Source organism: Streptomyces sp. NPDC006544 (assembly GCF_040611715.1).
GTDB lineage: Bacteria > Actinomycetota > Actinomycetes > Streptomycetales > Streptomycetaceae > Streptomyces.
Genome location: NZ_JBEXOV010000005.1, coordinates 55,613 through 68,470, shown reverse-complemented (window position 1 = coordinate 68,470; position 12,858 = coordinate 55,613). Strand labels below are relative to the sequence as shown.

The 12,858-nt window shown below is 72.9% G+C and carries 14 protein-coding genes; 8 read left to right on the top strand and 6 right to left on the bottom strand.

Annotated elements, in window-relative coordinates:
• Positions 1–13 precede the first annotated feature (13 nt).
• Positions 14–256 carry a hypothetical protein gene (locus ABZY44_RS03905; protein WP_356649974.1) on the bottom strand — a complete coding sequence of 81 codons (243 nt, stop codon included), beginning with the start codon at positions 254–256 and terminating at the stop codon, positions 14–16.
• A 161-nt stretch (positions 257–417) separates the two neighbouring features.
• Between ABZY44_RS03905 and ABZY44_RS03900 the strand changes: the two genes are divergently transcribed.
• The 5 genes from ABZY44_RS03900 to ABZY44_RS03880 all read left to right on the top strand — a co-directional run bounded on the left by ABZY44_RS03900 (position 418) and on the right by ABZY44_RS03880 (position 5,564).
• Entirely contained in the window at positions 418–1,035 is a 618-nt protein-coding gene (locus ABZY44_RS03900) for a TOPRIM nucleotidyl transferase/hydrolase domain-containing protein (protein WP_356649973.1), read from the top strand.
• 123 nt (positions 1,036–1,158) lie between these two features.
• A complete protein-coding gene (locus tag ABZY44_RS03895; RefSeq protein WP_356649972.1) occupies positions 1,159–1,461 on the top strand; it encodes a hypothetical protein in 303 nt (100 codons plus the stop codon).
• A gap of 456 nt (positions 1,462–1,917) precedes the next feature.
• A complete protein-coding gene (locus ABZY44_RS03890; protein ID WP_356649971.1) occupies positions 1,918–4,170 on the top strand; it encodes a SpoIIE family protein phosphatase in 2,253 nt (750 codons plus the stop codon).
• A 92-nt stretch (positions 4,171–4,262) separates the two neighbouring features.
• Positions 4,263–4,829, top strand: a complete 567-nt coding sequence (locus ABZY44_RS03885; RefSeq protein ID WP_356649970.1) for a pyridoxamine 5'-phosphate oxidase family protein — start codon at positions 4,263–4,265, stop codon at positions 4,827–4,829.
• A 165-nt stretch (positions 4,830–4,994) separates the two neighbouring features.
• Positions 4,995–5,564 (top strand): helix-turn-helix domain-containing protein, encoded by a 570-nt coding sequence (locus tag ABZY44_RS03880; protein ID WP_356649969.1) that lies wholly within the window; start codon positions 4,995–4,997, stop codon positions 5,562–5,564.
• 146 nt (positions 5,565–5,710) lie between these two features.
• Here ABZY44_RS03880 and ABZY44_RS03875 read toward each other — a convergent pair whose 3' ends face one another.
• The 5 genes from ABZY44_RS03875 to ABZY44_RS03855 all read right to left on the bottom strand — a co-directional run bounded on the left by ABZY44_RS03875 (position 5,711) and on the right by ABZY44_RS03855 (position 8,956).
• Positions 5,711–6,847 carry an NAD(P)/FAD-dependent oxidoreductase gene (locus ABZY44_RS03875; protein ID WP_356649968.1) on the bottom strand — a complete coding sequence of 379 codons (1,137 nt, stop codon included), beginning with the start codon at positions 6,845–6,847 and terminating at the stop codon, positions 5,711–5,713.
• 87 nt (positions 6,848–6,934) lie between these two features.
• Complete coding sequence (locus tag ABZY44_RS03870; RefSeq protein ID WP_356649967.1) at positions 6,935–7,282, bottom strand: nuclear transport factor 2 family protein; 348 nt, start codon at positions 7,280–7,282, stop codon at positions 6,935–6,937.
• On the bottom strand, positions 7,282–7,911 hold the full coding sequence (locus tag ABZY44_RS03865) for a TetR/AcrR family transcriptional regulator (RefSeq protein ID WP_356649966.1): 630 nt from the start codon (positions 7,909–7,911) through the stop codon (positions 7,282–7,284). Before ABZY44_RS03865 ends, ABZY44_RS03870 begins: the two co-directional genes overlap by 1 nt.
• Positions 7,912–8,091: 180 nt before the next feature.
• On the bottom strand, positions 8,092–8,508 hold the full coding sequence (locus ABZY44_RS03860) for a VOC family protein (RefSeq protein ID WP_356649965.1): 417 nt from the start codon (positions 8,506–8,508) through the stop codon (positions 8,092–8,094).
• A 10-nt stretch (positions 8,509–8,518) separates the two neighbouring features.
• Positions 8,519–8,956, bottom strand: a complete 438-nt coding sequence (locus tag ABZY44_RS03855) for a helix-turn-helix transcriptional regulator (protein ID WP_356649964.1) — start codon at positions 8,954–8,956, stop codon at positions 8,519–8,521.
• Between the two features lie 237 nt (positions 8,957–9,193).
• Between ABZY44_RS03855 and ABZY44_RS03850 the strand changes: the two genes are divergently transcribed.
• The 3 genes from ABZY44_RS03850 (at position 9,194) to ABZY44_RS03840 (ending at position 12,724) form a co-directional block, all read left to right on the top strand.
• Positions 9,194–9,922 carry a hypothetical protein gene (locus ABZY44_RS03850; protein WP_356649963.1) on the top strand — a complete coding sequence of 243 codons (729 nt, stop codon included), beginning with the start codon at positions 9,194–9,196 and terminating at the stop codon, positions 9,920–9,922.
• Positions 9,923–10,084: 162 nt separating this feature from the next.
• Positions 10,085–12,097, top strand: coding sequence for a prolyl oligopeptidase family serine peptidase (locus ABZY44_RS03845; protein ID WP_356649962.1), 2,013 nt, complete (start codon positions 10,085–10,087; stop codon positions 12,095–12,097).
• Positions 12,098–12,334: 237 nt separating this feature from the next.
• A complete protein-coding gene (locus ABZY44_RS03840) occupies positions 12,335–12,724 on the top strand; it encodes a hypothetical protein (RefSeq protein WP_356649961.1) in 390 nt (129 codons plus the stop codon).
• Positions 12,725–12,858 lie beyond the last annotated feature (134 nt).

Genomic DNA, 12,858 nt, shown 5'->3' with positions numbered 1-12,858 from the left:
CCTTCTCGAGGTGTCAGGCCACGTTGATCCGCGTGACGGGGGTGCGCAAGCGGGTACGGGCCGTGTGCTCGTTCCGCCAGGTGACGTGGCGGCGGATCATGCCGCAGCCCTCCTGACGGAAGTGCCACGCCCTTCTCCCGGTGCCCCTGCGCCTCGGCCGCACCGCCGCGGTGAACTGGAGCGAGGCATGGCGAGTGAAGATCTCGTAGCTGTAGTCGAGTCCCGTACCGTTCCACTCCCCCGGCCCGCAGCGCATCCTTCCATGGCCTGCCCGAACTGGCCTGGCATTTCTGGGGGGGGGCACGCCGATCCGGCACCTCCCCTCAGCGTGCGGGCGGGTCGAGCAGGGCCTCGTCATGTCGAGCAGGGCCTCGATATTGCGTGCGGTACCGGTCAGCGGACGTGCAGACTCACTCCATGACGGACATCCACGCATTCCTGGACGCGGTCGGCCGCTGGGCGGCCGGTGGTCCGGGCGCACCGGCGGGCGAGCTGGCCGTGCGACTGGGGCTGCGGACAGCGGTGCTGCTGGAGGGGCCCAGTGACCTCGAGGCCGTCGAAGCACTGGCCGCGCGGCGTGGTCGGGACCTGGCCGCCGAAGGGGTGTGCGTCGTACCGATGGGCGGGGCCATGAGTGTGGGCCGCTACGCCGGTCTTCTCGGGCCCCCCGGTCTCGGCCTGCGCCTGAGGGGTCTGTGCGACGAGGGCGAGCGGCGTTTCTACGACCGCGGCCTCGAGCGGGCGCGGGCACCGCGCGAGGGCTTCTTCGTGTGCGTGGCGGACCTGGAGGACGAGCTCATCCGCGCGCTGGGCCCGGACCGCGTCGAGGAGATCATCGAGGCCGAAGGCGACCTGCGGGCATGGCAGACCTTCCTCCGCCAGCCCGCGCAGCACGGTCGGCCCCGGCGCCAGCAGTTGCGGCGGTTCCTCGGCACGAAGAAGGGCCGCAAGATCCGCTACGGCCGTCTCCTGGTCGAGGCCCTCGACCCCGGACAGGCGCCGGCCCCGCTCGACGACCTCCTCGCGAGCCTGTGACCCCGACCTACCGCACCTCGCCGAGCGGGAGGGCTGACCTCGTGGTGTCGTCTGCGGCTCCGCGTGGGCCTGAGGACTGGTCGGTCTCCTCCCCGTGTCACCGGGGTCGTGGAGGATGATCTCGTGACACGCCTTCCGACAGATGTCCGGGCCGCTTTCCGGCTCTTCGCGTTCTACCTGGGCAACGGCACGTTGGACGTCGACCTGTTGGACGGGATCGACTACCGAGCCCATCTGCTCGCCTTCGGCTCGGACCTCGAGATGGTCTTCGCGGTCTTCTCCAACGTCCTCGAGGTCGACGAGCACGGACAGACCCTCAACGACGGCGATGCCCAGTACCGGGCCGCCCAGTGGATCCGCAGGCGCTGCGACCCCGCGTACGCAGTGCAACCTCCTTTCGCAGCATGGGAAACGGAGCTGCCGTGACGCACACGGGCGACCCTCGCGGGACGGTCCGCGGCTCCCGGTCGCCCTCCACCGCGCGTCGGCCCGAGAGGTCGGGCGAGCGCGGCGTTTCGGCGTCACCGGGGAGTGGCGCCCCGTCCCGTCCGACGGCGAGGCGTGACGGCCGCCCCGGAACGCTTCCGTTCACGCCGCCGGGTCGCGAGGTGGCAGGTGCCGTGCGCGGGCCGGTTCCACCGGCACGGCGGAACCGGCCCGCCCTCGGGCGCCCTCGTCCCTCCGGTGTATCCCTGCCCGCGTGCCGTTTGGGGCGTATCGTCGCAAAGGTGACCGATGGGTATGCGTGGCGCGTGCGGCGGGAGAGGGTGGCCCTCGGCCGCCCGGACGGATCCGCCGCGAGCCGCCCTGCCCGTCGCGCGTCGCGCACCGCCGGGGCACGGGCCTCGGGCCGCCGCTCCTTCGACCGGACGGGGATGCGCGGTGGCCGGCAGGAGTGAGGAGTCCGATCGTGCCGGCGGGCTGCTCGACGAGGCGCTGACCGGCACGGTGCACCGCACCGGGGCCTCCGCCGGGGCCCTGTACCTGCTGGACCAGGTCTCACGCGTACTCGGCCTCGCGGTGTTGTCCGGAGTGCCGGTGGAGGTGGTCTGGCCGTGGCTGCGGGTGCCTCTCAGCGCGCCGGTGCCGGTCAGCGACGCGGTCCGTGAGGACCGTCTGGTGTGGGTGGGATCCCAGGACGAGCTGGCGCGCAGCTATCCGCGCGCCGCCGCGAGCCTGCCCTACCGGTTCGCGCTCGCAGCGGCCCCGCTCCCGGGCAGGGGCCGGTGCTGGGGGGCGTTGCTCCTGTTGTGGCCCGCCAGCCATCCCGCGCACGCCACTGCGCGCGAGCGGAGCCACATCGGTGCCGCGGCGCGCCGCATCGCCCGCGTCCTGGACGAGGCCGCCTTCGAGCACGCCGTGCCCCGACGGCCCCGCCTCGTCCCGGCCCACGTGGCCCCGCGCGCGCACGGCGCGCTGCCGTCGCAGACCGCCGCGGACTACATCGAGCGCCTGCCCGAGGGGGCCCTCGGACTGGACCTGGAAGGGCGGATCACCTTCCTGAGCACCGCCGCGGCGGCGCTGCTCGGCACCGATGCCTCCCGGCTGCTGGGCACACGACCGTGGCAGTCCTTGCCCTGGCTGGACAACGGGAGCGTCGAGGACCACTACCGCACTGCCGTCATCAGCCGCGACCCGGTCGCCTTCACCGCGCTCCGTCCGCCGGACACGCCCCTGGGTTTCCAGCTCTATCCGGACTCCAGCGGCATCAGCGTCCGGATCACGCCCGCAGCCGCCCTCACGCCCGCACCCGAGGCCGGACCCGGATCCGCGACCGCGACCGCGACCGCTGGGACGTCCCCGCTCGCCCGCCCCGCCTCCACGGGAACCGTCTCCGCGGGAGCCACCTCCTCAGGCACCACAGCCTCGGGAAGCACCCCCGCAGGATCCGCATCCTCCGGAGCATCATCCTCGCGAACCGCCCAGGCCGGACGGCTGTACCAGCTGGTCCACCTGGCGTCCGCCCTGACCGAGACCGTCGCCGTCCACGACGTCGTCGAACTCGTCGCCGACCAGATCCTGCCCGCGTTCGGCGCCGACGGCCTGGTCCTGTCGGCGGCCGACGCGGGACGCTTGAAGATCACCGGGTACCACGGCTACGACCGGGAAACCATCGACCGCCTCGACGGCCTCTTCCTGGACACCGACCTCACCCCCGCGGGGCAGGTGCTCGCCGAAGGCACCCCGTCCTTCTTCGCCAACCCCGACGAGATGGCCCGGCGCTTCCCCGGGGCGCAGCAGCTCAGCGGCAAAGCCGCCTGGGCCTTCCTCCCCCTGGTGATCTCCGGCCGGCCCGTCGGATGCTGCATCCTCTCCTACGAGCGGCCCCGCGACTTCAGCGCCGACGAACGTGCCGTCCTGACCTCCCTGGCCGGGCTCATCGCCCAGGCCCTGGACCGCGCCCGCCTGTACGACGCCACCCGCGACCTGGCCCACGGCCTCCAGCAGGCCCTCCTCCCCCGCAGCCTGCCGACCCTGCCGGGGCTGGAGAGCGCCGCCCGCTACCTGCCCGCCAGTCGCGGTCTGGAGATCGGCGGCGACTTCTACGACCTCATCCGGATCGACGCCACCACCGCCGCGGCCGTCATCGGCGACGTCCAGGGCCACAACGTCTCGGCCGCCGCCCTCATGGGCCAGGTCCGCACCGCCATCCACGCCACCGCGGGAGCCCCGCCGGACCAGGTGCTCGCCCGCACCAACCGCGTCCTGGCCGACCTGGAGACCGACCTCCTCGTCTCCTGCCTCTACGCCCACATCGACCTCGCCCGTCACGAGGTGGTGTGGGCGAGCGCCGGCCACCCGCCGGCGCTCCTGCACCAGGCCGGCCGGCCGTCCGGCGTCGTGACGCTCGATCCCGGCCCCCTGCTGGGAGTCGACCCGGGCGCCGTCTATCCCGTCACGGTCCTGCCCCTCCTCCCCGGAACGACCCTCGCCTTCTACACCGACGGCCTGGTCGAGAGCCCCGGCACCGACCCCGGCCTCATCGCAGACGACCTCGCCCGCCTCCTGGCCGACCACGACGGGCAGGCCCTCGAGCTGACCCTGGACGCCCTCCTCCACCGCGCCCGCCCCAGCGGCCACTACACCGACGACATCGCCATGCTCCTCCTGCGCACCGCCCGGCCGCCGGGGTGACCTGCCGTCAGCGACCGTCGGCGTACGGAGCGTACGTACCGGCGCCCGCGGCGTCTCGGACGAACAGCCACCAGCACGGAAGGTGAAGTGCCATGTGTGCCCTGCCCACGCGAGGATCCTCACGGCAACCCGCCACGGAACTCGACGCCCGCTACAGCTCCGCGCTGCACCCCCGCCCGGGCGCCGCGGAGGCCACCGCCACCACGTGGGACGAGGGACGGCGGCAGTTGGAGACCGCCGAGATCTTCTGGGTGTCCACGGTGCGGCCCGACGGCCGGCTGCACGTCACGCCCGTGATCGCCGCCTGGCACGAGGGTGTTCTGTACTTCTCCACCGGCAAGGAGGAGCAGAAGGCGAAGAACCTCGCTCATGACGGTCACTGCGCCCTGACCACCGGCGGCAACTCGCTCACCGAGGGACTCGACCTCGTGGTCGAGGGCAGGGCGCGGCCCGTTGCCGATGCGGCGGTGCTGGAGGAGGTGATCGCGGTGTACGAGGCGAAGTACGGGCAGCACATCACCTCCCCCGAGGGGACCTTCCACGGGATCGGGGACGCGTTCCGAAGGGGTGACGTCATGGTGTTCGCGGTCGCCCCGGCCACGGCGTACGGATTCGGCCGGGACGACGGGGTGTACACCCACACGCGGTGGACCTTCTGAACCGGGCACGGCACGGGCTCGGACAGCCAGGGGCGCGGTGCGGGGCCGGGGGCGGGGTCGGTAGCGGTCGGTCGGCCGCCGGTCACCGGTCGCCGGTCGATCGCGGTCGGCCGGTCGCATCCGATTCGCTTGCGAGCGGTCATGCCGGTTCAGCAAGATGGGGGCATGGACGAGCTCGAGGACGTGCTGGTCGGTGTCGGCCCCCGGCTGCGGGAACTGCGCCGCGAACGCGGGATCACCCTGGCCTCCCTGGCGGAGACCACCGGCATCTCCGAGAGCACGCTCTCCCGGCTGGAGAGCGGTGGACGCCGACCCAACCTGGAGCTGCTGCTCCCCCTGGCCCGCACCTACGGCGTGCCGCTGGACGAGCTCGTCGGCGCCCCGCGAACCGGGGATCCGCGCATCCATCTGCGTCCCGTCAACCGAGGCAGCATGACGTACGTGCCGCTCACGCGCGGCGCCGGGGGTCTGCACGCCCACAAACTCGTCATCGGTCCCACCACCGCCGAGCCCTCGCTCAAGACGCACGAGGGCTACGAGTGGATCTACGTCCTCAACGGCCGCCTGCGGCTCCTCCTGGGCGCCCGCTCACTCGCCATGACACCCGGCGAGGTGGCGGAGTTCGACACCCGCGTCCCGCATTGGCTCGGCCCCGACGACGACCGGCCGGTGGAACTCCTCATCATCTTCGGACCACAGGGCGAGCGTGCCCATCTGCGCGCCCACCCCAAGTGACCCCGGGACCCCGGGACCCGGGAATCAGGGCCCCGGGGGCCTCGAGGCCCCCGGCACCGCCGACCGCATGGACGGGGCCGCAACCCCGGTCCATGCGGGGCCGGACCCGGCCCATGCGGGTCCGGCCCGTCCACCGCCGACCTCCGCTACGGCATCGCGGGCCCCTCCGAGCTCTCCGGACGCTCCGGATGTCGCGGGCGCTCAGCAGGTTCCGAGCGCTCCGGACGCAGCAGCGACTCGAGGCCGTGCCGGCGCTCGCCCAGGATCCGCGTGCAGACCTCGGCCTCGCTGGCCGGATCGAAGACGCCCTGGGCGGTGGAGGCCGCCGACGCGGCGCGGGCGGCCACGGCCGCCTCGGCATCCGCGTCGACGAGGTCCGCGTTGATCGCCGCGGCGGCCCGCACGCCTGCCGCCTGCGCGGCCGCGAGGCCCGCCGTCAGATCCGTGACGTTGCCCGCCACCCACACTCCGGCCGCCTCGGTCAGCCCGCTCCCGTCCGAGGCCACGTACTCCCCCACTCCCGTGGGGTGCTCCACCGTGTCGAGGCCGAGGCCGGCGAGCAGTTCGCCGCGTGCCGCGAAGCGGGGTGCGACCGCCAGGGCCTCCACCGGTACCTGGTGGCCCGAGGCCAGCCGGACCCCGGCCAGGCGGTCCTCCGCCACGACCAGGCCGGTCACCTCCCCGTCGACCACCGCGATCCCGCGTGCCGCCAGACGCTCCCACTGTTCTTCGGTCGGGTCGTCCCCGGTGTGCAGGAACAACGTCACCCGCGGCGACCACTGCCGGAACAGCAGCGCCTGGTGAACGGAGACCGGACCGCCGCCGAGCACGCCCAGCGTCGCGTCACGGACCTCCCAGCCGTGGCAGTACGGGCAGTGCAGCACGTCGCGCCCCCAGCGCTCGCGCAGGCCCGGCACCGGCGGCAGCTCGTCGACGAGGCCCGTCGTCACCAGCAGGCGCCGCGTCCGGAACGTGCGACCGCTCTCGGTCCGGACGACGAACCCGCCCTCCGCCCGCCGTACGGAGACCGCCCGGCCGGGGACGATCCGTCCGCCGTACGCGACGGTCTCCTCCCGGCCGAGGCGCAGCAGCTCGAGCGGCGCGATGCCGTCCCGGGACAGCAGGCCGTGCGCGGCTCCGGCGGCCGCGTTGCGCGGGTGCCCGGAGTCGATGACGAGTACGGAGCGACGGGCCCGCGCCAAGGTCACCGCGCCGGACAGCCCGGCGACGCCCCCTCCCACCACCAGGACGTCGAGTTCCTCGGAATCATGCTGTTCAGTCATGCGCACACCGTGCGCGCCCCCGGCCGACCCCGCCATTTCTCTTGCCGGTCCAGCAAGTCCGCGTACAGCGTCCGAGGACCGTGCCGCTCAGGCGGGGAGGAAGAAACCGGTCACGTCGGCGAGTCGGTCGTCGCGGTGCACCGCACTGCTCACGCCGGTCATGAAGGCCTCGCCGTCCGGGCCGACTTGAGTCCACCGGGCCAGCGACCGGCCGTGGTGGCCGAGGACCTCGTCGATGCGGAAGCGGTGTCCGGGGAAGGCTCCGGCGAAGCCGTTCATGTACGCGTCCAGTTCGGTCAGGCCGGCGACCTCGGTTCCCGGGTCCCGGTAGGTGACGTCGTCCACCGCGACCGCCCCGAGTGCGGTGAGCCGTATCGCGGGGTCGGCCGACCAGCACGCCGCGTAGTCGTTCCAGAGCTGCTGTTGGTCACTCATCACTGTTCCTCATTCATCTTGTCGGTCTTGTCGGTCTCGGCCTGCCCGGCGCCGATCGAGGCCAGGGCTCCGTCCGTGACCGCGCGCAGTTTGGCGACGGGTGCACCGGAGCGGACGAGGACCAGGAGGCCCTGGTAGAGGGTCAGGAGCTGGACGGCCGACATCTCCACGTCGAGTTCGGCCGGCAGGAGCTCCTGAGCGCGGGCGCGCGTCAGCGCGTCGGCGAAACCCGTCTCGATCGTCTCCAGCCCCCGGCGTACGCCGGCCGCCGCCTGCGGAACGGTGAACGACTCCACCGCGGTGTTGGTGAGCAGGCACCCCGGATCTGGTTCCGGGCCGGGATTCTGGCCGAAGGCCGAGGTGAAGAAGGAGCGGATGCCCGCCACCGGGTCCTGCGTGTCTCGCAGGTGGATCCGGACCCTGCCCTCGACCACCTGCTCGTTGTAGGCGTCGAGCGCGGCGCTGAACAGGCCCTCCTTGCTCTGGAACGTCCGGTACAGGCTGCCCGGGTGCATCCCGGTGGCTTCCTCGAGGTCGCGCAGCGAGGCGCCGAGGTATCCGCGACGGCGGAACAGCCGCATGGCGGAAGCCAGCACCTCTTCCAGATCCCAGACCTGTCGACGACCCATCGACGCTCCCTCCGTAGTTGAACGATCGCTCACAAAATAGCATGCGCGTGCCCCGTGGGCGGGCCCACCGAGGGCGGGACCGGTCAATCGATGCGTAGCGCCGGAGCGTCGGATTCTCCGGTACGGCGGGAGGGGCGGGATGAGCCGGGCTTTCCCGCCCCCTCCGGCCGTACGCGTGGGTCAGCTCGTGCGGGGCTGGTTGAAGCGGAGCATGTTGCCGGCCGGGTCGCGGAAGGCGCAGTCACGGACGCCGTACGGCTGGTCGGCCGGCTCCTGCAGCACGTCGGCGCCGGTCGCCCGGATGCGCTCGAAAGTGGCGTCGACGTCGTCGGTCGAGAAGATCACGCCGCGCAGCACGCCCTTGGCCAGCAGTTCCGACATGGCCTGCCGGTCGGCCGGCGAGGCGTTGGGGTCGGCGAGCGGCGGCTCCAGGACGATCTCCACGTCGGGCTGCTCGGGCGAGCCGACGGTCACCCAGCGCATCCCCTCGAAGGCGACGTCGTTGCGCACCTCCATGCCGAGGGCATCGCGGTAGAAGGCGAGCGCCTTGTCGTGGTCGTCGACGGCGATGAAACACTGCGAAAGCTTGATGGTCATGCCTTCGAAACTACGGCGCGGCGGCGGTTTCCGCTTCTCCGGTCCTGCTCGGCCCTCCCTTGCGGACCGGCCGCGTGAGGATCTTGGCCACGCACGCCGGGATGGCGGCCCCCGCCTCATGGCGGCGGGCGCGGTAGGCGCTGGGGGTCTCGCCGACCAGCTCGGTGAAACGGGAGCTGAACGACCCGAGCGAGGTACAGCCGACCGCGAAGCAGACCTCGGTCACGCTCAGGTCTCCCCGGCGGAGCAGTGCTTTCGCCCGCTCGACGCGGCGGGTCATGAGGTAGCTGTACGGAGTCTCACCGAAGGCCGCGCGGAAGCTGCGGGAGAAGTGTCCGGGCGACATGAAGGCGACGCCCGCCAGGGCGGGAACGTCCAAGGGCCGCGCGTAGTCGCGGTCCATCACGTCACGGGCGCGACGCAGCCTTACCAGGTCCTCGAGTGTCACGTCTCCAGCATCTCACGGCAGCGGACGCGGGCCGGGTGCCCGGCGAGGGTGCCGACCGGGTGCCCGGCGGGGTGCCGGACCGGGGGTCTGCCGGACGTCGGCGGGGCCGGGACGGGCCGACACCCACCGGCGCGGCCCCGCCCCCTCCCCCGGCTCGACCGGAGGCCGCCCGCGAGGAGCGGACCGGGCCCGTGTGACCATGGCCCCTTTGGCACATCCGCACCTCATGGGGGGACCATGCGCACCCGCACCACCACCGTGTCGACCTGCCTCGCCGCCGCGCTCGCCGCGTCGCTCGTCCTGGCCGGCTGCACCACGTCCGAAGGGAGCCCGCAGCGCGGCGGGACGAGCGCGGCCGCTCCCCCGCCGGCCGCGACGGCCACGCCCGTTCCCGGCGCCGGTTCCGGGTACGAGGGCCCCCGGCCGCAGGACCAGAACCTGCTGGCCTGGACCGGCGACCCCAATGACGCGGGCCACGTCACCGCCCAGTCCGCCGCCGGGGTGGCGGGACGCGTCACCCTGGTGCGGATCGTGCTGCGCGAGCAGACACCGTGGGCCAACATCTGGCTGGGGCTGGCCGGCATCGACCCGAGCGCCCAGCTGTCCCACTGCTACCTCGGCGTGTACGGCGCGGACGGCACCCTGCTGGCGTCCACCGCGGACATCTCACCGCAGCTGATGACCGACGCGATCGCCAAGCCGCTGCCCCTCGCCAAGCCGTTCACCGCCGCCCCCGGCACCTACTTCGTCGCCCTGCTGCTCAACGGCAACTGGGCCACCAACGCCCTCACCTTCAAGTCGACGGGAGCCGGCATCTCGGTGAACGCGGGACTGACCCCGCCGAACCTCCGCTACAGCACCGTGCTGACGGGCCAGACCTCCCTGCCCGCCACGCTGAACCTCGCCGAGCAGTCCACCAGCACGATCAACACCGGCTGGGCCAGCCAGTGGTACGCGATCTCCTGACGTAGGCACGGACACCGGCGCGGGTGTCGGCCCGGGAGGCGCCGGGGCCCGCTCGGGCACCCGACGCACCGTCGGAAGAGTGCGCAAGGTCGGGACCGGGTCCGCCGGGGGAAGTGCGGGCGAACGGCTCCGTGGGGTGGATCCGCTCGGCACACTGGGGGCATGATCGATCCTGACCCCGGCCTGTGGCTGGAAGACCTGCACGGCGAGGAAGCGCTCGCCTGGGTGCGGGAGCGGAATGCCGAGACCGCCGAGCGGCTCACGACGGCGCCCGGATTCGCGGCGCTGGCGGCGGAGTTGCGGGAGGTCCTGGACGACGCGGGGCGGATCCCCCACGTCCGGCGGCGCGGGAAGCACCTGTACAACTTCTGGCAGGACGCCGCGCACGTCCGAGGCGTCTGGCGCCGGACGACCCTGGAGGAGTACCGCCGTGACCGGCCGGCCTGGGAGACCGTGCTGGACCTCGACGCCCTGGCCGCGGCGGAGGGCGAGGAGTGGGTGTGGGCCGGGGCCGAGGTGCTGCGCCCCGGGCACCGCCACGCCCTGGTGCTGCTCTCCCGTGCCGGGTCCGACGCCGTGACGGTGCGCGAGTTCGACCTGGAGACCCTGCGGTTCGTCGAGGGCGGGTTCCAGGTGCCCGAGGCCAAGACCAGCATCGGCTGGATCGACGCCGACCACGTCTACGTCGGCGCCGACCTCGGCCCCGGGTCGCTCACCGCCTCCGGCTACCCGCGCACCGTACGGCGCTGGCGGCGCGGCACCCCGCTCGCCGACGCCGAACTCGTCTTCGAGGCGGCGTCCGAGGACCTGTCCGTGAACGGCTGGCACGATCCGTCCGAGGGGTACGGCCGGCACTTCGTCTCCCTGCAACGGGACTTCTGGCACCAGGAGTTGTTCCTCCTCGCGGACGGTGAGCGGCCGGTGAAGGTGGACGTGCCGGACGACGCCGAGAAGTACGTGCACCGGCAGTGGCTGATGGTCGTCCCGAAGACGCCCTGGGCGGGCCGTCCGGCGGGTTCCCTGCTGGCCTTCGACTTCGAGTCCTACCTCGGCGGCGAGCGCGAGCCGGCCGCGGTGCTCTTCACCCCTGACGCGGCGACCGCGCTCGCGGGACACCACTGGACCCGCAACCACCTGATCGTGAAGAGCCTCCACCACGTCACGACCCGCGTCGAGGTGCTCACCCCCTCCGACGGCCCCTGGACCCGCCGCCCCCTCGCGGAGGTGCCCGCGCTGGCCACCGCCACGGTCCACGGAACCGATCCCCACGAGAGCGACGAGTACTTCCTCGGCGTCTGCGGATTCGTCCAGCCGCCCACCCTGTTCCGGGGCGAGGCCGACGGAGCCGCCGAGGCCGTCAAACAGGCGTCCGCCCTCTTCGACACCGAAGGCCTGTCCGTACGACAGCACTTCGCCACCTCGGCGGACGGCACCCGCGTGCCGTTCTTCGTGGTCGGGCCCGACCGGGACGCACCGGGGCCGACGCTGCTGTACGGGTACGGCGGGTTCGAGGTCACCCTGACCCCGGGCTACGACGCGGTCACCGGGCGCGCCTGGCTCGCGCGGGGCGGCACGTACGTCGTCGCGGGCATCCGCGGCGGCGGGGAGTACGGCCCGGGCTGGCACCACGCCGCCCTCAAGGCCGACCGGGAACGTGCCTTCGAGGACTTCGCCGCCGTCGCCCGGCGCCTCGTCGACCTCAAGATCACCACCCCCGGTCTGCTCGGCATCGAGGGACGCAGCAACGGCGGCCTGCTCATGGGCGCGGTGACCGTCCGCTATCCCCACCTCTTCGGCGCCGTCGTGATCGGCTTCCCGCTCCTGGACCTCCTGCGCTTCCACCTGCTGCTCGCGGGGGCGTCGTGGACCGCGGAGTACGGCAACCCGGAGGACCCGGCCGACCGTCCCCACCTCGAGGCCCTGTCCCCGTACCACGGGTTCCGGGGCGACCGCGCCTACCCGCCGATCCTCATCATCACCGCGACCAGCGACGACCGCGTCCACCCCGGCCACGCCCGCAAGGCGGCCGCCCGGCTCAGGGAGCTGGGGCACCGGGTCCTGTTCCACGAAACCACCGCCGGAGGCCACGCCGGCTCCGCCGACAACGAGCAGGCCGCCCGGGTCGAGGCGCTCACCCACACCTTCCTGTGGCACCACCTGCGCGAGGACGCCTGACGGAGGGCCGGCCGAGGTCCGGTCCGCGCCGGCGGACCTCGCCCGGCCGGCATGTCCCACAGCTCGGGCTCTCGAATGCCGCGGGAGGGCCGTGAACGGCCGCCGCAGATGCTGTTCTTTATCGGCCCGGAGGTTAATACGTTCTCATCATGACAGGTCAGACGGCCTTTTTGTAGGACGGAGGGCACACTCGATTTCCCTTGTTCCGGGCGCTGTTGGAAATTGAGAATCAGCGTCATGAATTCCTCTCCGAACATCAGTCATGACGCGGTCCTGCGAGCACGAGTAGCTCTTCTCGGTTCGGGAACGCTGCCGGTCAAGGAGGAAGTCGCGGCCTACCGGGTTCTCGTCCACGTGAGTCCGCTCGCCTATCTGCCCCGCCTCGCGGTGGCCCTGTGGGAGTACAGCCGTCAATGCGCGGACCAGCCCCGGACGGTGCTCGCCCTGCACGTCGAGTCCGTCGAGGCCGCGCGCCGCATGTGTGCCATGGAGCCCGGCCGGACCGACCTCCTCGTCGGCGCGCTGCTCGCCTACCGGGAGCAGCTGCTCCTCGTGCACCGCGCCGCGGACGTGGCGGCGGTGGACGCGGAGATCGCCCGCGCCGAGGGGTCACCGCCGCGGACGTGATCCGGTGCCGGCTGCCGGTCCGTGGCCGAGAACGCGTACCGGCCGGGGGCGTCGCAAGGTGAGGACGCCCCCGGCCGGACGGGTGGGCCGCAGGGACGACGGATGCCACCGCGAAGGGGCCGGGTGTGCTCCGT

What these genes read in the sequence shown, in the direction of transcription:
- ABZY44_RS03905 (WP_356649974.1), bottom strand. Translation starts at nt 256, where the DNA reads ATGCGCTGCGGGCCGGGGGAGTGGAACGGTACGGGACTCGACTACAGC.
- ABZY44_RS03900 (WP_356649973.1), top strand. Translation starts at nt 418, where the DNA reads ATGACGGACATCCACGCATTCCTGGACGCGGTCGGCCGCTGGGCGGCC.
- ABZY44_RS03885 (WP_356649970.1), top strand. Translation starts at nt 4,263, where the DNA reads ATGTGTGCCCTGCCCACGCGAGGATCCTCACGGCAACCCGCCACGGAA.
- ABZY44_RS03880 (WP_356649969.1), top strand. Translation starts at nt 4,995, where the DNA reads ATGGACGAGCTCGAGGACGTGCTGGTCGGTGTCGGCCCCCGGCTGCGG.
- ABZY44_RS03875 (WP_356649968.1), bottom strand. Translation starts at nt 6,847, where the DNA reads ATGACTGAACAGCATGATTCCGAGGAACTCGACGTCCTGGTGGTGGGA.
- ABZY44_RS03870 (WP_356649967.1), bottom strand. Translation starts at nt 7,282, where the DNA reads ATGAGTGACCAACAGCAGCTCTGGAACGACTACGCGGCGTGCTGGTCG.
- ABZY44_RS03865 (WP_356649966.1), bottom strand. Translation starts at nt 7,911, where the DNA reads ATGGGTCGTCGACAGGTCTGGGATCTGGAAGAGGTGCTGGCTTCCGCC.
- ABZY44_RS03860 (WP_356649965.1), bottom strand. Translation starts at nt 8,508, where the DNA reads ATGACCATCAAGCTTTCGCAGTGTTTCATCGCCGTCGACGACCACGAC.
- ABZY44_RS03850 (WP_356649963.1), top strand. Translation starts at nt 9,194, where the DNA reads ATGCGCACCCGCACCACCACCGTGTCGACCTGCCTCGCCGCCGCGCTC.
- ABZY44_RS03845 (WP_356649962.1), top strand. Translation starts at nt 10,085, where the DNA reads ATGATCGATCCTGACCCCGGCCTGTGGCTGGAAGACCTGCACGGCGAG.
- ABZY44_RS03840 (WP_356649961.1), top strand. Translation starts at nt 12,335, where the DNA reads ATGAATTCCTCTCCGAACATCAGTCATGACGCGGTCCTGCGAGCACGA.